24 protein-coding genes and 1 pseudogene are annotated in these 19494 nt (G+C 51.7%); 9 read left to right on the forward strand and 16 right to left on the reverse strand.

Annotated elements, in window-relative coordinates; translation table 11 throughout:
• Positions 1 to 10 precede the first annotated feature (10 nt).
• Positions 11 to 730 carry a mobilization protein MobD gene (locus B2067_RS11715; protein ID WP_301388577.1) on the forward strand — a complete coding sequence of 240 codons (720 nt, stop codon included), beginning with the start codon at positions 11 to 13 and terminating at the stop codon, positions 728 to 730.
• A gap of 18 nt (positions 731 to 748) precedes the next feature.
• Here B2067_RS11715 and B2067_RS11720 read toward each other — a convergent pair whose 3' ends face one another.
• The 5 genes from B2067_RS11720 to alr all read right to left on the reverse strand — a co-directional run bounded on the left by B2067_RS11720 (position 749) and on the right by alr (position 4696).
• Positions 749 to 1342 carry a hypothetical protein gene (locus B2067_RS11720; protein WP_301388578.1) on the reverse strand — a complete coding sequence of 198 codons (594 nt, stop codon included), beginning with the start codon at positions 1340 to 1342 and terminating at the stop codon, positions 749 to 751.
• Positions 1343 to 1425: 83 nt separating this feature from the next.
• Complete coding sequence (locus B2067_RS11725) at positions 1426 to 1965, reverse strand: hypothetical protein (protein WP_301388580.1); 540 nt, start codon at positions 1963 to 1965, stop codon at positions 1426 to 1428.
• Positions 1966 to 2070: 105 nt separating this feature from the next.
• Complete coding sequence (locus B2067_RS11730) at positions 2071 to 2904, reverse strand: patatin-like phospholipase family protein (protein WP_301388581.1); 834 nt, start codon at positions 2902 to 2904, stop codon at positions 2071 to 2073.
• Positions 2905 to 2932: 28 nt separating this feature from the next.
• Entirely contained in the window at positions 2933 to 3448 is a 516-nt protein-coding gene (locus B2067_RS11735; RefSeq protein ID WP_068438176.1) for a PaaI family thioesterase, read from the reverse strand.
• Between the two features lie 177 nt (positions 3449 to 3625).
• Positions 3626 to 4696 (reverse strand): alanine racemase, encoded by a 1071-nt coding sequence (alr, locus tag B2067_RS11740; protein ID WP_068438179.1) that lies wholly within the window; start codon positions 4694 to 4696, stop codon positions 3626 to 3628.
• A 109-nt stretch (positions 4697 to 4805) separates the two neighbouring features.
• Here alr and B2067_RS11745 point away from each other — a divergent pair, with 109 nt between their 5' ends.
• The 3 genes from B2067_RS11745 to B2067_RS11755 are packed head-to-tail and all read left to right on the forward strand — an operon-like array spanning position 4806 to position 6748.
• Complete coding sequence (locus B2067_RS11745) at positions 4806 to 5990, forward strand: DnaT-like ssDNA-binding domain-containing protein (RefSeq protein ID WP_068438181.1); 1185 nt, start codon at positions 4806 to 4808, stop codon at positions 5988 to 5990.
• Positions 5905 to 6552 carry a replication protein P gene (locus B2067_RS11750; protein ID WP_301377944.1) on the forward strand — a complete coding sequence of 216 codons (648 nt, stop codon included), beginning with the start codon at positions 5905 to 5907 and terminating at the stop codon, positions 6550 to 6552. The genes B2067_RS11745 and B2067_RS11750 overlap by 86 nt, the downstream gene beginning before the upstream one ends.
• Position 6553: 1 nt before the next feature.
• Positions 6554 to 6748: a CPXCG motif-containing cysteine-rich protein gene (locus B2067_RS11755; protein WP_301377945.1), complete on the forward strand. Its 195-nt coding sequence runs from the start codon at positions 6554 to 6556 to the stop codon at positions 6746 to 6748.
• A 74-nt stretch (positions 6749 to 6822) separates the two neighbouring features.
• Here the strand turns inward: B2067_RS11755 and B2067_RS11760 are convergent, their stop codons facing one another.
• The 6 genes from B2067_RS11760 to rpsF all read right to left on the reverse strand — a co-directional run bounded on the left by B2067_RS11760 (position 6823) and on the right by rpsF (position 10739).
• Positions 6823 to 7362 (reverse strand): GNAT family N-acetyltransferase, encoded by a 540-nt coding sequence (locus B2067_RS11760; protein ID WP_068434933.1) that lies wholly within the window; start codon positions 7360 to 7362, stop codon positions 6823 to 6825.
• Positions 7362 to 7964 carry a hypothetical protein gene (locus B2067_RS11765; RefSeq protein WP_301388582.1) on the reverse strand — a complete coding sequence of 201 codons (603 nt, stop codon included), beginning with the start codon at positions 7962 to 7964 and terminating at the stop codon, positions 7362 to 7364. The genes B2067_RS11760 and B2067_RS11765 overlap by 1 nt, the downstream gene beginning before the upstream one ends.
• A gap of 38 nt (positions 7965 to 8002) precedes the next feature.
• On the reverse strand, positions 8003 to 9391 hold the full coding sequence (dnaB, locus tag B2067_RS11770; protein WP_068438189.1) for a replicative DNA helicase: 1389 nt from the start codon (positions 9389 to 9391) through the stop codon (positions 8003 to 8005).
• Positions 9392 to 9488: 97 nt separating this feature from the next.
• Positions 9489 to 9935 carry a 50S ribosomal protein L9 gene (gene rplI, locus B2067_RS11775; RefSeq protein ID WP_068436695.1) on the reverse strand — a complete coding sequence of 149 codons (447 nt, stop codon included), beginning with the start codon at positions 9933 to 9935 and terminating at the stop codon, positions 9489 to 9491.
• A 127-nt stretch (positions 9936 to 10062) separates the two neighbouring features.
• On the reverse strand, positions 10063 to 10293 hold the full coding sequence (rpsR, locus tag B2067_RS11780) for a 30S ribosomal protein S18 (RefSeq protein ID WP_068438192.1): 231 nt from the start codon (positions 10291 to 10293) through the stop codon (positions 10063 to 10065).
• 14 nt (positions 10294 to 10307) lie between these two features.
• Positions 10308 to 10739, reverse strand: coding sequence for a 30S ribosomal protein S6 (rpsF, locus tag B2067_RS11785; protein ID WP_068435653.1), 432 nt, complete (start codon positions 10737 to 10739; stop codon positions 10308 to 10310).
• 354 nt (positions 10740 to 11093) lie between these two features.
• On the opposite strand from rpsF, the gene B2067_RS11790 reads away from it, so the two are divergent.
• From B2067_RS11790 to B2067_RS11805, 4 genes are all read left to right on the forward strand, one after another.
• A complete protein-coding gene (locus B2067_RS11790) occupies positions 11094 to 11351 on the forward strand; it encodes a hypothetical protein (protein ID WP_068435652.1) in 258 nt (85 codons plus the stop codon).
• A complete protein-coding gene (locus B2067_RS11795; protein ID WP_301388583.1) occupies positions 11344 to 11712 on the forward strand; it encodes a hypothetical protein in 369 nt (122 codons plus the stop codon). The genes B2067_RS11790 and B2067_RS11795 overlap by 8 nt, the downstream gene beginning before the upstream one ends.
• A 156-nt stretch (positions 11713 to 11868) precedes the next feature.
• Positions 11869 to 12267: a hypothetical protein gene (locus tag B2067_RS11800; RefSeq protein WP_301377946.1), complete on the forward strand. Its 399-nt coding sequence runs from the start codon at positions 11869 to 11871 to the stop codon at positions 12265 to 12267.
• Positions 12268 to 12272: 5 nt separating this feature from the next.
• Positions 12273 to 12701 (forward strand): hypothetical protein, encoded by a 429-nt coding sequence (locus B2067_RS11805; RefSeq protein ID WP_301377947.1) that lies wholly within the window; start codon positions 12273 to 12275, stop codon positions 12699 to 12701.
• Positions 12702 to 12735: 34 nt separating this feature from the next.
• Here the strand turns inward: B2067_RS11805 and B2067_RS11810 are convergent, their stop codons facing one another.
• The 3 genes from B2067_RS11810 to B2067_RS11820 all read right to left on the reverse strand — a co-directional run bounded on the left by B2067_RS11810 (position 12736) and on the right by B2067_RS11820 (position 17152).
• Complete coding sequence (locus B2067_RS11810) at positions 12736 to 15516, reverse strand: ExeM/NucH family extracellular endonuclease (protein ID WP_301388584.1); 2781 nt, start codon at positions 15514 to 15516, stop codon at positions 12736 to 12738.
• A 146-nt stretch (positions 15517 to 15662) separates the two neighbouring features.
• The gene (locus B2067_RS11815) at positions 15663 to 16163 is read right to left on the reverse strand and encodes an NUDIX domain-containing protein (protein ID WP_301388585.1); all 501 of its coding nucleotides are present in this window, start codon (positions 16161 to 16163) and stop codon (positions 15663 to 15665) included.
• Positions 16160 to 17152 carry a CobW family GTP-binding protein gene (locus B2067_RS11820; protein ID WP_301388586.1) on the reverse strand — a complete coding sequence of 331 codons (993 nt, stop codon included), beginning with the start codon at positions 17150 to 17152 and terminating at the stop codon, positions 16160 to 16162. The genes B2067_RS11815 and B2067_RS11820 overlap by 4 nt, the downstream gene beginning before the upstream one ends.
• Positions 17153 to 17282: 130 nt before the next feature.
• Here B2067_RS11820 and B2067_RS11825 point away from each other — a divergent pair, with 130 nt between their 5' ends.
• Positions 17283 to 18086, forward strand: a complete 804-nt coding sequence (locus tag B2067_RS11825) for an inositol monophosphatase family protein (RefSeq protein ID WP_068443740.1) — start codon at positions 17283 to 17285, stop codon at positions 18084 to 18086.
• Here the strand turns inward: B2067_RS11825 and B2067_RS11830 are convergent.
• Positions 18043 to 19050 carry a lipase secretion chaperone gene (locus tag B2067_RS11830; RefSeq protein ID WP_301388587.1) on the reverse strand — a complete coding sequence of 336 codons (1008 nt, stop codon included), beginning with the start codon at positions 19048 to 19050 and terminating at the stop codon, positions 18043 to 18045. The genes B2067_RS11825 and B2067_RS11830 overlap by 44 nt on opposite strands.
• A gap of 1 nt (position 19051) precedes the next feature.
• A pseudogene (locus tag B2067_RS11835) lies at positions 19052 to 19494 on the reverse strand (lipase); the annotation flags it as partial.

Genomic DNA, 19494 nt, shown 5'->3' on the forward strand with positions numbered 1-19494 from the left:
GGGACACACTATGAGCACAATCCACTTTATTGGTGGCGAAAAAGGCGGTGTCGGTAAATCCGTATTCTCCCGCCTGCTGTCGCAGTACTTTCTTGATAACAACATGCACTACGCAGGGTTCGACGCGGATCAGTCCCACGACACCCTGACCCGCTTTTATCCTGAGTTCACCCAACCAGTAAATCTGGATAAGTTCGAGAGCGCGGACCGTATTGTTGAAACCGCCCTGGAGAACGACGTCAATGTTGTCGTTGACCTCCCGGCTCAGAGTGAACGTTTCCTTAAGCGCTGGATGGATGACAACGACGTCAGCGCCTTATGTGAAGAAACCGGCGTGAAGTGCTATTTCTGGTACGTCGTCGACGATGGCATGGATTCAGCGCGACTGGCTGCTGCTTTTCTCGATCGCTATCAGGATGAACTCCCATGTGTCATGGTTCACAACTATGGCCGTGGTGGCGATTTCAGTAGCCTTGAGAAGACAATCGCTGATGCAGGGATTACCCCAAAAGCATCCATTGTCATCAATGAGCTACACGATGGAACCATGCGTAAAATCGACAAACTGTCGCTGAATTTCTGGGCTGCCGGGAATCTTACCGAACGCGCAGAGGGCACGCTGTCGTTAATGGAACGTCAGCGGACGCGCGTCTGGTGTAAAAAGTCTTACGCTGAGATTGAGAAAGGACTTCAGGCACATACATCGAGTCTTGCCCCACAAATCATCTGATTCTGAGGCAGCGGAAGATCATTTAGTCTTATCTTCTGCTGCCTCCTTTCCTTCTGCTGTAGCGTCACGCTTGTCCGAACCTGATTTGCCTTTCTGAAGCTCGTCTTCCTCAACCTGATCCGTCACACGATTAATAATCTGAGGGACAAAACGCTCCGAGAACCCTGCAACAAACGACCAGAACAAGAGCTTGGCCATATCCTGGCCTGTCGCTGGATAGGTCTCGGTCAAAAAAGAGACGATGTATGCATTGTCGGGATGTCCATCCGGTTCAGGGATGTAGAACCAGGGAAACATATGCCCTGAAACTATCCCTGACAAGAAGAGGCTGTAGAGCACGAGGGCAAAAAGGCCACCAAAGATAGGTATCAGCAGAATCTGGAACCAGGAACGGGTAAGCAACCGCAGCTCCTGATCCGTGACTGTTTTTACTCGCTGCTGAATACTGACAAACCCACCCAGAATACCGCAAACAAACACAGCCCAACTGACCATCAAGCGGCCTTCGTGTAAGAAGGTTGCGGAGAACAACGCGGTAAAAATGCAGATCGAAACGGCTGTCATAATGATCAGCCGCTTCGTAAGAATATACACACCTGTAACACGATCCATATGCTGTTTCTCTTCCTGAGTGCGTTTTATGACTGACTATACCCGTTTATAGCCAGCCTACCATTTACCACTTTTTCACGAGTTCAGAGAACCGCTGCCAGAACCACAAACACCAGAATACCTGCTGCCGTCAGACCGATGGTTGGTTTCTTCAACAGAGGAGACTTCAGACCAATAATCAGGCCCGAAATCAGAATCAGGATCAGACCAAGCGCGGTCACTTGCTCAAGAATACGAAACAGGCCCGGTCCATGACCTTTGTGTAGTTCCATCAATGAAGCAACAAGGTCTGGCGATACCGGCGTGATCTTCATGCCCTGCGGCGTCGGTTCGAGCTCGTAGTAGTCGCGACTAGTAGGCCGTGTCTGAAGCAGGCGCCCGCGATCTTTAACGTATTCAAAATCAGCGTCCAGCCCTGCCTGTTCCAGAATACTCTGGACCTGTGACTCTTTCTCCGCATCTGCATCAATGCTCACTGAGGGTAAAAATATACTCTCACCCTTTTCTACACTCCCCTTGACGCCCGTCAGGTAGAGGCCACCAGAGACTGCAAATAACAGCATGATCGGTGCAAAGAAAGCAGCGAGGTAAAGATGAATGGTCATGAGCGTTTTGCGTGACATATTTCTAAGCCTGTTTTTAAAAGAGGAAAGTCATCCAGGATGTGTTCAGAGTGACTATACCGTTGAACAATTCGGGCGTCAGTAGAGAGTCGCTTTTATCCTGAGTCAGATCAGATTCTGACTCAGAATGTTAACTCCGTCGGCTTTGCCCATGGCATAGGCTTCGTCCAGAATCTGCATATCTGTAGTAAATTGTCCGGCAGAGAACGCTTCTGGTGGACACAACTCGATGACCTGGCAGTCGTCAGGTGGGTTGCGAATAAAGTCGAGCGCTTCGTTGTATTCAATATGACGCCGCTGCAAACGACGCGCTACCGCCGGGTACTGCCGTAAGATATAAGGAAAGAGGTGCCGGAAACGGTAAGCCTGCTTACGGTAAGAAGCCGGATTAGAACGTATCACCATAATTTTACGTGCACCGCGACGATACGCTTCTTTTACGGGGAGGGAGTCGGCGACACCGCCATCCAACCAGGTACGTCCACGAAACCTGATGGAGTCTCTGAACGCCAGAGGCATAGCGGCAGAACACTTAATTGCCTGAAACAGTTCGTGACGCTCAGGAGCAATGTAGTCAGCCTCTCCTGTTTCGGCATCAGTAACAACGGCAAGAAAGCGGCCTTTGTGCTTATCGATTTCGTCGAGACCAATATCAAGCTCGCGCTCGGTAATATCCCACAACCACTCAATATCGATCAGGTGGCCGCCACGTAGAAAGCGCCGAAGGCTTTTAAACTCGGGCCGCCGGCAGTAGTCGGTGATGACTTTATAATTGCGCCCATATTTTTTTCCGATATAGGCCGCTGTATTCGACGCGCCCGCCGATACACCGAAATACCAATCAAAGGGATAATAATCTGCACGGATAAACTCATCGAGGACACCTGCGCTGTATATCCCGCGCATGGCTCCCCCTTCCACGATAAGGGCCGATTCCACCTTGCTTACCTCTGGTATCTGCGCCGCCTCAGTCATTTGAATAACTGTGTCCGTAATCGTGTGATGAGGAGAATGTACAGGTCATTGCGTCCAGATCCTCTTCGCCGACCAGCCCTAACTTAAGGAACTGATCTTTATCGAACATAGCGAATTCGGACGATGAAGAAGCCAGTAACTCTCCGCTTTCGTCATGCAGCTCGCCGACGAGGAGAAACTTCCGACGATTTTTCTGCTCCTTGATCCAGCCCGTTGCCGTTACCGTCTGGTCGACGTAAACAGGCTTCTGGAACGTGACGTTCAGGTCTCTGGTCAGTGGGTACTTATTAGTGAAATACATACTGGCCCAACCCATCACCTCATCCAGAATGGTTGAGGTAACTCCACCATGGGCAAGCTTCGCCCAACCACGAAGGTGCTCCGGAATCGTCACAACCGTTCTGACCTTCTCGCCATCAGTCTCGAAATTCATATTCAGGCCGTGTGGATTTTCTGTACCGCAGCCAAAACAGCGGTGGTCAGCTTTGCTGATGGGTTGCCAGGGCATGATGCGCTCTCTTACCGGGAAAAATAATCAGGACAGCATTATGCAAAGTCGGGCAGGATTTGTCCCCGTCTGGCCGCAATTGGCCAGCCCGAGACGCGCACCAGTCTGTTCCAGAGATCTGATTACCGGCAGAAACGAATCCCGGATGGCTACTGCAAGATGGCTTTTGCCAGATGGTTACTGCAAATTAATACGAGGCACTCTCTGCGTCAGTCGACAATAAAGCTCGTAGCTGATCGTCCCTGCCAATCTTGCTACCTCATCCACATCCACCAGCTCCCCCCAGAGCTCAACTGGAGAACCGATGGTCGCTTCTGGAACATCCGTAATATCGACGGTCAGCATATCCATGGATACTCGCCCAACCAATTCGCAACGCTGGCCAGCGACATTAACGGGCGTTCCGCTGGGGGCATGACGCGGGTAGCCATCACCGTAGCCGATGGCGACCACACCAATACGGCTGTCACGAGGCGCCGTCCACGTGCAGCCATAGCCAACAGTGTCTCCCGCCTTTACGGTGTGCACACTGATCAAAGCCGACTGCAGCGTCATTACAGGTTTCAGACCTGCCTCGCCTGCACTGATGTCTTCGCAAGGGGAGCTTCCGTACAGCATGATACCGGGACGCATAACCTTTTCTTCCGCAACGCCACCACGGATGACAGAGGCACTGTTACTTAGACTGAGAGGAACCGGCCAGGCATGACTGATCATCCGCTGCTTCTGCTCTTCGTAGAAAGAGGTATCCGCCTCATCCGAGGTAGCAAAGTGGCTCATGACATGCCGGAGGATCAGACCGCGATCATTGCGGATGCGAGCAATCATTTCAGGGGCATCTTCCAGCTTTACGCCGAGTCGGTTCATCCCACTACTGACCTTGAGCCAGACCGCCACATCATCAGAAAGTTGAGCTTCTGCACGATCTTTCAGTTGTTGAGGGTGATGAACCGCAAGCTGAATATGGTGCTCTGATGCCTGCTCCCATTCCTCAGCATCGTAGGCGCCTTCTAAGACAAGAATAGGCTGACGGATACCTGCATTGCGCAGTTTTACCGCTTCATCAACACAGGCAACGGCAAACCCATCGGCTTCACCACTGAGTGCATTGGCACAGGCCACCATGCCATGGCCATAGCCGTCGGACTTGATCACGGCGTACGCCTCATGAGAGGTAGCTTCGCGTGCTTTTCGATAATTGTGACGCAGATTCGACCATTTCAGCAGGGCACGTGTCGGACGGGTCATAGGCGTATGAAGATTCCTGAAAATCAGTACAATGTTGGGTTCGCGCCGGTGCGAACACCGGAGCGCTTATGTCATTATGTCAGCCTTACTTACACCCCGGAAGTCGTTCATGCCCGTTCATCCGCTAATCAGCGATCATGCCATCAGTCTCTCTGCGACACTCGCGGCAACGATCGGGCTCGAAGAAGCAATACTGCTGTCGGTTCTTAATGACGCCGCACGCCTGCAAACCCAGCCTCAGGCACGTCTGAACAGCGATACTCTCCGGCGCCAGGTGCCGTTCTGGGACGACAGCACCATAGTGCGGGTACTGGATTCCCTGACAGCCAAAGGATTGTTGCAGTTGCACGGCCCGGCTTTTACTCAGGCTGCGGGCATCGTATTCAGCTTTGGTAATGCCCCTACGCCTCAGATCGCACCCGAGCGCAATACATCCCCTGCTCAGTCAGTGACGGTTCAACGAGTAGCTGCGCAGCCGCAGAGTAAGCCACAACCGACCCGTCCTGCGCCTATGCCTGAGCAATGGCAACCCTCTGAGGAAGCCGTTCAGCGACTTGAGCAACATGGCATTCCTCGCGCGTTTTCGTTTTCACAGCTTGATGCCTTCATACTGCAGGGGCAGGAACAGGGCTCAAACCGTAATGACTGGAACACACGCTTCTTCCGTTTTATAAAAAATCAGTGGGTCTATGCGCAGAACGACGCTGGCCGTTTCCGGCGACAGCAGGAACGGACAGGCTTTCAGCCAACTCAGGAAGAAGCCCAGCCCATTACCGGAGACTGGCAACCCAGCAGCGATGCATTGCAGATCCTGCAGCGCGCGGGTATCGATCCGCAGTTTATTGAAGATGCAGTGCCCGAATTTGTTCTCTATTGGCAGGAGCGCGGCGACGTATTCAAAACCTGGAACAGCAAATTTATTCAGCATGTCCGCCAACAGTGGGCGCGTTACACCGCCGCCGTTGAACACTCACCTATGCCTACCCGCATCGAGAGCAACTGGCAGCCCGCCGAAGACTGTTACGACATTCTGGGCATGGGCCATATTCCACGCGAATTCGCCAGCGCACTGGTCGCCGAGTTTGTTTTATACTGGCGGGATTCGAATCAGGTACACAACAGTTGGAATAGCCGCTTCTTACAATACGTGAAGCAGCAATGGGCGAAACGACACGCTCAATCCTCTGGCAATCCAACAGGAGCCAACAATGGACAGCAAGCAGGTACTCAACCGGGTTACTCAACAGCTGAAGCAAGCGTCAGCCGACTCAGTGACACCAGCTGGGCAAAATAGCGCGCCAAGCGACGACCAGCTGTCTGCCATTAACCAGATTTTTGAGCTCTTCAGATTTAACTATCACAACCAGTTTCTGAAGGCGTTTCCCGACCTCGACACCATGAATATGGCGAAACGACTGTGGTTGCGCCTGCTCGGGGACTACAGTGGTGAAGTCATCATGCGTGCCGCTGAAAAAGCGGTAAAAGAAAATGGCTGGCTACCTAACGTTCACGAAGTACTGGCACGCTGTGACGTTGCTGAAGTACTGGGCCTTCCCGCCGCTCACGCAGCTTACGTCGAAGCCTGCCGGGCACCATCGCCGAAGAAAGAGTTTAACTGGAGCCACCCCGCGGTCTATTTCGCCGGGCGCGCAACTGACTGGTTTTTTATTGCCAACGAACCCGAAGAAAAAGTCTTCCCGGTTTTTAAAAGAAATTACGACCTCTTATTAAACCGCATACAAAATGGCGAAGATCTGGAAATTGATCTTCCTCGTGCTCTCCCACAAGAAACCACAACGCCGCTTTCCCGTGATGAGCAAAAAGACCGCTTGAAAAACCTTATGGCAGACCTCTGACATGTTTCTTGAAGAGCAAGGTATTCACTGTCCGTATTGTGGCGAATATCAAACCGTCTTTATTGATCCGAGCGATGTGGAAGAAGAAAACTATATTCAGGATTGCCAGGTCTGCTGCCGGCCTATCCATTTTCACTTGTCCGAGGAATTCGATGGCAGCGTGTCGTTGAGTATCTCTCACGAGAACGACTCCTGAAGACCGAGCTTTACTCTTGCATCATAAAAAAGGCCGCATCTGCGGCCTTTTTTATTCTGTCAGCGAGCGTGAAATTACGCCTTCAGCTCTCCTGTAAGTAAGGAGTAAACATCCAGATCAATATCTTCGCCTTCAAACTCCTGCTGAGAAGGCAGCGTGCCTTCGCATGAAAAGCCCAACGCAGTCAGTAGCTTGCTCTGACCGTCACTACCCGCTCTCAAACGCATTTCCAGGCGATGTAAATGCAGGTCCTGTGATAGGTAATTTACAATAACAGGAAGCACTTCCTGCAATTCTTCAAGACCACACCGGTCCGACAGCTCCCATTGCATCTGAGCGTTCAGCATCATCCAGTTGATGTACTGAATGCCGATACGTGCAATAACGTCTCCGTCTGACTTACGTTCGATCAACCAGAAGGCCGCTTCACGCGTCTCGAATCGCATTGCGATTCTACGTAATTCATCCAGCGCCTGAGCTTCAACAGTCATAGGCAAACGCGGAATATGAGCTACTGTCGAGTTTTTACTCAGCAGCTTAAACAGTGCTGCTCCGTCCTCATCAGAAACCGGCAGGCGAATAAAAAAGTGTTCTGTTTCGAAGTTCCAACTCATCAGGACTCCCCTCTTTTATTTGCATTGAGGTTCTGGCCCAGTTCGTCATCGTCACCCAGTTTTCTCGGTACGGGCTTATCGTCACTGGACACCCAATGATATTGCTCTACATCTGAGAACTCGGTATTCCCAGTGCGCCAGCCGTCGCGCAAGCGCGCAGCCAAAGTAAAACCACATTCTGAGAGCGCGACTTTAATATCGTCAGACTGACCTTCAATCCACTGATAAGCAAAATTACGGACGTGGTATTTTTTGCTCAGGAATCCGATCGCTGCTTTCAATGCCCCCGCTCGCTCTTCTACCGTTAAAGCGGGTAAGCCATCAACGCGCATCACAATTCGCAGATTTGACGGCTGCCAGTCAAATCCACTGACCATGCCTTTGATCTGCCCGTCCGTTTCGATAGCCCACATCATCCCACGCTGAGTGGCAGCCATCTGAACACTGTAATCAATCATACGATTCAGCTGCTCTTTGTCTTCAAGAGGGCGCTGGCCGGGTATTTCAGGATGTTTGTACAGTTCGAATAAACCGTCGATATCGTCGTAGTGCAGCGGTTTGATGCAACCGCCCGGGATCTCCAGCTCGGGAGTAAATTTCATGGGAACTACCTACTGATTAAAATCGGGCTGATGACGAATCAATATTCGTCATCACCGTCATAGCCATGAGCAAGGTTTTCGAATCGGGTGTATTTACCAATAAATGCCAGACGGTCGATACCAATCGGACCATTACGGTGTTTACCGGTAATAATTTCGGCAATGCCTTTATCGGGAGAGTCTTCGTTATAGACCTCATCACGATAAATAAACTGAATAATATCCGCATCCTGCTCGATCGCACCGGATTCACGCAAGTCAGAGTTCACTGGCCGCTTATTCGGACGCTGCTCCAGTGACCGGTTAAGCTGTGACAGGGCAATCATTGGGCAGTTAAATTCTTTGGCGATGATCTTAAGGGTTCGCGAGATTTCAGAAATCTCCTGCGTCCGCCCCTCAGAAGGGCCTGATACCCGCATCAACTGAAGGTAGTCGACCATGATCATGGCCAGATCATTATTGTTCTCGCGGTACACTTTACGTGCACGGGCACGCATTTCCTGCGGTGTGAGCGCAGCGGTGTCATCAATGTACAGCGGCAGGTCTTTCAGCATATTGACCGCAGCTGACAGCTTCGGCCAATCTTCATCAATTAACTTACCCGAACGGATTCGGGTCTGGTCGATTTTCCCGATCGAAGACAACATACGCATCACGATAGATTCTGACGGCATCTCAAGACTGAACACCAGACACGGTCGCTTGGTCGCCAGAAGCGCATTCTCTACCAGATTCATGGCGTAGGTGGTTTTACCCATGGATGGACGTGCCGCCACAATCACCAGGTCGGCTTTCTGGAAGCCCGAAGTCCTGTTATCAATCTCAGTAAAACCCGTTGTCAGACCCGTCAGCCCTTCAGGCTGATTAAACATCTGATCAAGCTGCTCAAGCGTATTTTTGAGGATAGGGGCAACCAACTCCGGGCCACCATCCTTGCGGTTGCCTTCGGCAATCTGGGCGATGGATTTTTCTGCATCGGATACCAGCGTGAGAGCGTCTGCACCGCCCGGCTCATAGGCCTTCTCGATGATGTCACTAGCGGCTTCGATCAGGCTACGCTGCTGTGAGCGTTCCGCGACAATGGTTGCATAGGCTGCACAGTTGTCGATTGAAGGGGTCATATCAACGAGCCGACTCAGATAAGAGGCCCCGCCTGCTTTCTCAAGCTGTCCGCGCTCTTCAAGCTCTTCCGCAACTGTCACAACGTCAATCGGCTGTTCCTGAGCGACGAGATGCTGAATAGCCCGGAAGATGATCCGGTGATCGTGACGGTAGTAATCGGTATCCAGCAGGGTTTCTGAGACAGTCTCCCAGGCGCGCTCATCCAGCATCAGGGAGCCCAGCACTGATTGCTCTGCTTCAACTGAATGGGGTGGCATACGGCTACTGCCGACGCTTTCTGTATCCTGTCCGAATTCTTCGTTCATATCTTCAATGCAAAAAATAAAGGCACTATCAGTGGGAACCAATAGTGCCTTAATCTACCGCAATGAGCCATCATTGCGGCCACCGCGCGGTAATTACTTATTCAGCAACTACGTGCAGTTTCAGTACTGCTTCAACTTCTGGGTGCAGACGGATGGTGATGTCGTACTCACCTACCTGACGCACTGGGCCTTCTGGCAGCAGTACTTCAGATTTAGCCAGCTCAACACCAGCGGCAGAAGCCAGGTCTGCGACGTCACGGTTACCCAGTGAGCCGAAGAGCTTGCCTTCGTCGCCTGCTTTAACTGCGGCAGACAGTTCAATTTCGTTGATCTGCTCAGCGCGGGCCTGAGCGGCAGACAGCTTATCAGCAGCCTGAGCTTCCAGTTCTGCACGACGTGCTTCGAACTGTTCAACGTTTGCTTTAGTCGCAGGAACCGCTTTGCCCTGTGGGAACAGGAAGTTACGAGCGTAACCCGGACGAACAGTTACCTGATCACCCAGTGAACCCAGGTTTGCGATTTTTTCCAGCAGAATGATTTGCATGATGATTCCTCATTACAGGGTGACTTACTTATGAATTAATAAGCCACCGTGTCTTTTTGTCTCCCGACATTCATTCACGGATGCCGGGCTACGAAAATTAGTAATGATACAGTGTTAACCGTATCTCTTATTTGTCGTGCTGATCAGTGTATGGCAGCAGAGCAATGTAGCGAGCACGCTTGATTGCTGTAGAAAGCTGACGCTGATACTTTGCACGGGTACCGGTGATACGGCTTGGTACGATTTTGCCAGTTTCGGTAACGTAGCCTTTCAGAGTGTCCAGATCTTTGTAATCAATCTCGGTCACACCTTCAGCGGTGAAACGGCAGAACTTACGACGACGGAAAAAACGAGCCATGATCTGATCTCCTATTACTCAGCGTTGTCTTCAGCTGAAGATTCTTCTTGTTCAGCCTTTTCTTCAGACTGTTCGGTTTTCGCTTCAGAAGCTTCGTTGCGCTCAGCGCGACGACGGTCTTCACGGCTTTCTGCCGCTTTGATTGGAGACATTTCAGTCACAGCTTCGTCACGACGGATAACCATGTTACGCAGAACAGCGTCGTTGTAACGGAAGTTAGTAGTCAGTTCATCCAGCGCTTCCTGAGTACATTCAACGTTCATCAGGATGTAGTGCGCTTTGTGCACATCGTTGATTGGGTATGCCAGGTGACGACGGCCCCAGTCTTCGTAACGGTCGATCTTACCGCCAGTAGATTCGATGGTGTTGGTGTAACGCTCAACCATCGCAGGTACTTGTTCGCTCTGGTCCGGGTGAACCAGGAAAACGATTTCATAATGACGCATTTTCAGCTCCTTATGGGTTTATAGCCTTCCGGCCCATCCGGTAAGGCAAGGAGTCCGGATTTCCGTGCCATCACAGGGCACAGAAAAACGAAGGGCGGCGATTATATGTGATCAGGCCAGTGGATTCAATCCCGGACTGCGACACTCTGCCACATCCCCAGCGTTAACTACGGGCCCTACTATAGATAAGGGCTATGAGGGTGGCCTGACCCACGCAGCTGCTGGGGCAACTGTCTGTCCGTTGGCGGTAGCTGCGTACGTCATCCCCCAGCTCTTTCTTCAACCCCGGAACCCTCCTACACTGATAGCCTGACATCATTAACGGAACCGGGCCCATGCCCGACAGCCTCAAACATGGCATTGAAAGAGTGGATCATTGCAAAACAGGGTAAAGAGCGGCGATATCTGACCCGTTTCTCAATTGGCGCCACACTGTTTTTTGCCGGCGCAGGCGCCATGCTTTTCGCCGATAACCGAATATCGCCGTCTCTGGCTCAGGAAGTCGTGACGCTGATCGGTCTGACGACCGCAGCAAGCGGTGCCCTTATTTCTCTATGCGCCTATATAATGCTCACCCTACTTCGACTGTTTTCGGATACCCGCAATGACTGAACGCTTCCCGGACCTTGAGATTTACCTGATGAAAGGCGACCCAGCCAAAGTTACCGAGTGGCTACGTTCCGTGCTGGGAGAGATCAACACAATAAAGGACACCGGCGCTCATCAACACTGGCGTTCAGGCGGTATGGACATCTATATGAACGCCAACGCTGAAAAGAACTTCTCCAGCCTCTGGTTCAAACAGAACGATACGCCGTGGAATACCGACCTGGAAGCAGCACGAGCTGCCTGGCAAGCCTTAAAGACCGAAGTCCGCTGTAGCGACAGTGGCTGGGAAGAATCAGAAAGCGACTCCGGAAAAGAAGGCTGGGTGAAACTGAACGCCCGGGGCGAGAAGCCTTTCAACTGGTAATTTTGCTTTTTCTATCGAATGTGGCTTTTTTATCGAAGCAGCTTTCACTATCTAAAATCCAATTCTGATAGATATTTGCAATAAGCCAAATATTGCAACTGATAATAATTCGCATTAACTTATTCTTATCCGATGGAGGAAGAGCTAATGCGATCCATGCAACCAGTCCCAGACGACCCAAAGCCCTGTGATACTACCCCTGGTTTGTCCCGGCACGATCAATTTACAGTGCTTGAACTGAGCATCACCAATTACCGTTCGCTGAATAGTGAATTGTTGGATCATTATCTGGACACAGGTCTTGACCTTGCCATCAAGGCTGGAACCTCAGGCTTAACACGCTTGCAGGAAAGCTGGCTGCGCAGAATCTACACGACCCTACGTTCAATCAGCCTCGACCCAGAGTGCGAGGAAGCCTCCCGCACCCTCTGCTTCGATGCTCTGTATCAGGTGTTCTTCGCCCTACGCCATATGTACAAGGCTCGCCCAGGTGGTGAGCGCTGTTTACGCAATCTTGTCCGCGAGATGCAGTTCATCAGCCACCACCTGGTGTAGCTGCTATGCTCAAGCGAATTCCTTTACGTCCGACCGTCGAAAACCCTGCAACCACGGCCAGCGTTCCGATGTCTTGCGCAGCTTTGATATGCACCGCTGGTTGCCCAGCAGACATTACCGAAAAACTCGCAGAGTCTCTGCCTGATGTCTGCTTTGACTGTTATTCGTCAGAAGTCACCAGCGCGCAGAATATCTGCCCATACAAAGATATTTATCTGCTGATTTCGGCGGAAGACATTATTGGTATTGAGGAAGACTGGCTGAATACCACAACGGCGTTCAAAGGCATCAGTCTGAAAGAACGAAATGTCTTTATTCAGGGTTATCGTAACGAATTATTAAGTCCCGACTGGGAAGCATTGTTGAGTAGCTTCGCCAGCCGGGGCGCTCTGCCTGTGCTGCTGGAGTCAGCACAGGCACAAGTTAATTTCTGATCTGCCTACGACTGGCGCATGACATGCTCAGAAGTTAACGTCCAAACAGCCAGGAAAAGATTGAGCGGAATAACTCAATTATCCTGCTGAAAAAATTCGTCGCCGGGCGCTCATCCCGGATGTCGACCACCAGCTGAACACTCTCTGCCCCATCACTGACTTCAATAGTTGCAGTCGCAGGTAGCTGATTCAGCAGATCACGATCCGCCACACCAGAGAGAACCCCCATCGCACTCAGTGTCATGCCTTCTGGAAGCGTTAAGGCCTCATAAGACAGAAGGTCACCGTCAGCATCGCTCACATAAGTACTGAGGTCCAACTCGATGTTTTCATTGCGACGGGTAATCTCAATCGCAGGAATATCGGCTATCTGTTCTGGTGCAACATTGGGCGCTTCGATCATCAGACCAACGACAATCGGATCATGATCAGATGAACGGTAAGCATCTGGCGCGGCGTAGTTATCAACAGATGAATACGGCTGACCATTGGCTTCGGTCAGATAATCCACCAGCGAGTCTTCCACCGAGTTGATGTGCCAGGCATCGACACTCACCACCTGAGCCAGCAGATCGCTCGTCGCCAGTGCATGATCCAGAGAACCTAACAGGCCCGAAAAGGTATAGCTGTATGGCTGTTCTTCGGTGGCTGCTTCCGTGTACTTAAGATTGGTAAAACCAGCACTGTAGAAAGCCTGCATCGGGTCTTCCTGGCTGTAGGCATTCAGATCACCCAGAATCATGACCTGTTCATCGTCAGCAAGAAACTCGACCAGCGCCTGAGCTGCACGAGTACGGTTGATGTTGCAATTACCCTGACCATCGGCACCTTCGTTAGGCTCGTTACATGCTGAGCCCTTGGACTTCAGGTGGTTAACGGCAAAGGTAATTTCCTGACCATCAACATTAAAGGTCTGAATAAGCGCAGGACGGTTTTTGGTGTCGTCAAACAGTGGAGTGTTACTTTCATCCAGCGGTGAATTGCTGGAATCAAGGACACGAGCCGCACCGGTAGGCGATACGCGATCAGCGCGATAAATCAGACCGACGGCAATAGCATCTGTACCTAACCCTGAAGCCGCAGCGTCCGGATTAATAACCGAATATTCATCGCCCGGCGCCTGAACGGCGTTCAGTGCTTCTGTGAGCTCAACGATGGCGCTTTCAGGACCCCAGCCGTCGTTTTCCAGCTCCATCAGACCAATAACATCGGCATCCATGGCATCCAGAGCGGCAACGATTTTTGCCGTCTGCATATCGAGTGCGTCCTGAGTCGGTGCGCCACGAGAGGTCGGGAAGCCGCCACCCATGCCATCACCATTAAAGAAGTTGAGCACATTCATGCCGACAACAACCAGATTCGCCTGCTCAGACACCTGCGGCGCCAGTGTGCGTAGGTGTGTCGGATCAATGGTGACGGCCGAAGGAATAACCGTGTAATTATCGCGGAACGCGTTCATCACACCCTGGAATGCAGGAACGGAATAACCGATACGTACCGGGTTATCCGCAGAGAAACCAGAGGCATCCGGGAAAGGAATATATTCCGGATACGACGCCGACACACCGTCATCAACCAGCAGAGTATCCAGTACACGATTGGGCTCTGCGGCAAGCGCTTCTGGCGAGCCGGGTAACGCTATCTCAGTGCCCTGAAAATGCAGACGGGATGACACAGCAAACTGTCCGTAATTTCCGAAGCCATAACCGGTACCGAACAGGTCACTGATCAACAGCGACTGGTCGCTTTCAACCAGCATACCTTCGACCGCTTCAAATTCTGCCAGATCAGCAACCGGCAGAGTCACTTCAACAGCAGTTGGAAGCGCATTACCACTTGAGCAGACTGCGATGTCAGAGATATTGCTCAACTGAGTGACATTATTGTACTCACCGACGGTTGCCTGCAGACGTACACGATCACCAACAGAGACGTTTTCACTGTAGTTGTATACGAACACACCTTCGGATGTCATCGGGTCAGCGTCAGCTTCGCTATCCGCCTGCTGTAACCAGAAGCCGCTGTACTGATACGAATAATCGCCGTTCGCCAGAGCGCCGCCCTGAAGGTCTGTTGTAACAATGGCTTCGACAATCACCTGCTGGCCATTTAGCGGGCTGGCATCATTGGTGATATCTGTAATCAGGCCCTGTATCGCACTGATCGGCGTCGCGGCGTCACCGCACGCACCCAGCGTTGGCTCAGGCTCGCTGCCGCCACAGCTGTTCGCCTCCCCCGGGGTTGGCAGGTCGGCGACAAATCCTTCGGTCTCCCGCGCACCACCAGAACAACGCTGCAGTGAGTGCTGATCTTTATTGCCGCTCATTGCCTCGTTCAATTGAGGCTGACCAGAATTCAGTAATACCAGCAGAGCGTCGTCATCACTGTCGTTAGTGTCGTAAACGACAGCGTCGATCAGGCCGTCAGTCGTAATCGGCGTATCCTTCGGAAAATCTGAAGCCGGGCGGGAAAAAAGCGCAACCGCATCCGCGCCGTTCTGAATCAGGTTACTGTCTGGTGACAGATCCAAATCACAGTTACTGACGTTAGTGTCGTCACCGCAAACAACAAAGTAGCCGTCTGCATTGGTTTGAAAGCCATTCAGCGAAATAGATTCATAGCTGGCATCATCGCTGCCATTAAACAGAACCAGTGACAGTCCATTGAGTGACTGAGCACCGATGCCGCCATCATACAGCTCAATAAATTCGGCCGTATCTGTGCTGGGGTTATCAGCATCGGTTTCATTAATAAGAATATCGGCATGAGCGGCGCTCGCAGAGAACATCGCCAGCCAGAGAAGAGAATGTTTCATTACATCACCGTCCGGTAGAAAAACCAGCGGGTATTCAGTCAGAAACAGATGTCAGTGCCGGGTCACTTTTTTTACGGTTTTGCGGCGTATTTATTACCGTTTATTAAACGTATTTTTTATAAGGTTTCCCGGCAATCAGTAATAGCTTAGGAATTTTTCCGATCGAGCCAGCGCTGAACAATTTTACCCGTAGCCGAGCCCCAACCTTTCAGTTTCTCAACGGGAATAATTTTGTATTCATCCAATTCGTTTTCATCCAGGGTAATGACCCCTTCGGCATAGACATAAAAGCCGATGATAATCTGATTGTATTCATGGCCATTAAAGCCTTTGCCATCAAACAATTCGAAACCAATAAACTCCGCTCGTTCACCACGCAGGCCCAACTCTTCTTCGGTTTCCCGTAACGCACAGACCTCCGGTGTCTCGCCACGTTCCAGAAACCCCGTGATAATACTGTACTTACCCGCAGGCCAGAGTTTGTTGTGCGCCAGAACGACACCGTCCGGTGTTTCTACAACCACCGCCACCACGGGTGTCGGGTTATCCCAGAAAACAAAGCCGCACTGAACCGAGCAAGCGCGTCGCTCCTCACCGTCAATAACCTGAAGATTGATATCGGCTTTGCATTGCGGGCAGTATTTCATTCTTCACTCCGGCACTTCATCAGGGATGATTCCAGCACATCGGCAACGGGTGCCGTTTCGGTAATTAATTCGAGACGACTTTCTTCCAGCGGCCGGGTTGGCATCTCCGACAGTACCCCATCCCGCCAGTTGAGAACAAAATGCCCCTGCTCGGTCCGGATTAACGCTTTGGCACGCACCACTTTGTTCTCACCCGATTCCAGCTGGTCAAACCAGTGACGCAGAGCATCCAGAGAAAATACCCACTCACCCGTGATCAACCAGCCACAGGAAAAATGCCCTTCGCCATGACTCTCCAAACGACGCAGTTCTTCACCCTGCGATAAAGCCACCGGCGCACTCGCCTCTTTGCTGTGGTGATGATGGTGACCACGATCCTTCAGCTGCAGACGATCAGGATTGGCTGGCAACGCCAGTAAGCCTACATCGACCTGCCCCTGTACCGTGCGCGCACTCGCTGCTTTGGCTGGCTTAGCCGACGCCACCAGTGCATCGAACGCGGCAAGATCATCAGGCGAGCAAAGATCGGTTTTATTGGCAATCAGGACATCCGCCAAGGTGATCTGATCGTTATACGTATCGTTGTCGGTATAGCGCGGGTCTTTCAGGTGGCGAGGGTCTATCAGGCAAAGATTAGCACCTGCCGTGAGCAGCTCGCGATAGTCGTCGCTGCGCAATGTCGTCAACACTTTGCGAGGGTGCCCAAGGCCGGTTGGCTCAATCAACAGAACATCGGGCTTCTCTTTGGCAAGCAACATATTCAGCCCCATCTGAAACGGCAGCCCCGACACGCAACACAGACAACCACCCGGGACTTCACGTACTACTGCGCCGCTGGCTTCGAGGATGGCGCCATCGACTCCGACTTCTCCAAACTCATTGACTAACACCGCCCACTTCTCGTTTTCAGGTGACTGCTGCAAAAGGTCCAGAATGGCAGTCGTTTTACCTACGCCCAAAAACCCAGTGATGAGATGTACTCGTGTCATACCGTTTGCTCTGGCTATAAAAAGATACAGTGTAACACTGTCTCGCTGTCACAGCCCTGGCCAGCCTACTGGAAAGCAATGTTCCGGGAGCGCATACTCTTAGAGACTGAATTCCAGCGGTTGTTGAATTATGCACGAAACCAACATTCTGACCCTGGCGCTGCGTATGGCTAAAGAGGCCGGCGACCTGATTGCCGGCCAAAGAAAATCATTGTCGCTTTCGTATAAGAATGGCAGTGAACTTGTCACTCAGGCAGACGTCGCAGCGGACGAACTGATTACAGCGACCATTCGTCGGAACTACCCTGACCACCAGATACTGTCTGAGGAATTAAACCCTGATGAGCTGGTTAACGCCGGCCAACAGGAACACCTTTGGATCGTCGACCCGATAGACGGCACCGTCAACTTCGCCCACGGCCACCCTCAGGTCGCTGTTTCAATTGCTTACTATCACAAAGGCAAGGCGCGGGTGGGTGTCGTGCACAACCCCTTTATGGATGAAACCTTTCATGCGCAAGCAGGAAAAGGCGCAAGACTCAATGACCTGCCCATTCACTGCTCAGAGAAAACCGACCTGGCACGGTCAATCATAGCGACCGGTTTCCCGTACGAGATCGACAATTTGCCGTTATTGATGAAACGACTGGAGCAGGTTCTGGCACACTGCGCCGATATACGCCGCCTGGGTTCTGCTGCACTGGATATATGCTGGGTAGCCTGCGGACGTCTGGATGGCTACTATGAATCGGTAAAACCCTGGGATTTTGCCGCTGCACAACTGATTGCCCGTGAGGCTGGGGCTTCGTTCGGCCATATTCAGCCATTATCTGTAGAGGTAAACCCTCAGCTTTGCGGCGACAATATTCTTATTACCGCAGCACCGCTGTTCAATCCGCTGCAAGCTCTTCTTCGTGAGGCAGAGGAGAAATAGCGCTGCTTTCCGGTATTTGTGCAGACCTAGCCTGTAAGGCTGCATCGATCCGCTTCTGCTCCACCACTGAGAAATTTTCTGCGCGGTAGGCTTCAGCCAACTCATCAAAGTTCTGCTTAGCGGAGTTGCGTTCAAGGAAGTCATGGTAGTCTGTAAGTCTGGCCTGCCACTGCTGTCGCTCTGCATCCAGAATCGCCAATCGGTCGGCGGCTGCCTCGCCAAACTGTTCTTTTCGCGCTTGCCAGAGTGCCTCAGGGTCATCGATAGAATCCCGCAGGCTCTGAGACGTTTCAATGGCTCGGGCTTTCTCTCGTGCAACACGAAGGTGAAGCGGAAGTTCTTTTTCCAGCTGCTGCATAGCTTCTGTATCGCCGCTCTGTGCAAGGCGCATTCTCTCCAGAGAGTAGCGATCCAAAGCCTCATCATCACCAAAAAAAGCGGCAATAGTAGCGTCAGCGAAGTACACCCGCCGCAGATCTTCCAGCCATTCCATACGCGCTGTAAGGCCGGCCAGATCGGCACCATTTATTTTCCTTCCGCTAACTTCATCGTACCGGGAAATATCATCGAGATACGCAAGATACTTATTCAAAAGATCCAGCGCCTGCTGATCTGCAGGCGCTGGCAAGGTGCGCATCTCTGCTTCCATAAATTCAGTGATTTCTTCGATACTGAATTCACCCACAGAGCTGAGATAAAAATCCATCCAACGTTTCAGATCGCGATTGACCATCAGGGCACCATTCAATACCTGCAACCGCCCATCGGGTGATGCCCCTCTGAACGTTGCGGATTGATTAATGCGAGCATGCATCGGGGTGGCCGCTATGGGCTCCCGATAGTAATCTGGCTGCGAGGACAATGGATCTGACTGGCTGATCACAAGATCACCTTGCGGCAGCCAATAAAATCCAGCGACGGTCGCTGACAACAGCAGAACGACAACGACTATGCTGGTTTTCATATTACAGTCCGTCGTTCTTCAAACGGTTGGCGTGTGTACGGAATACCGTCAATGGGTCAGTTTCATTCAGGTCATGAATGCCGAGCATCTGATTGACTTCATCCAGATGAGTCATCGCAAAGTCATTGCGAATGACCATACCCAGGTTGCTCGTGCACGGGTCCACGAAACCATCGTTAGCGACCCCGTCCGGGAAGAACTGAGAAAATGCTATGGTGATCGGTTCCAGCGGATCCAGAAGGTTGGTTGCTGGTTTCGCCCCTGCCCAGGAGTAATAACGCACACCGTTATACTCATAATCGCCTTCACCGCACTCGCTGTCAGGAATCCCACCCGGATGCGCCGCGTTGAAGATAACCGATGCCTCCGTTGTCATAGAGCGGACAGACTCCACCGGCGCTAGTGGCAGATCACTGCCTGAAGCAAAAGAGATAAGTTCAGAAA

It is taken from the genome of Thalassolituus sp. UBA2590 (genome assembly GCF_002339775.1).
GTDB lineage: Bacteria > Pseudomonadota > Gammaproteobacteria > Pseudomonadales > Oceanobacteraceae > Thalassolituus.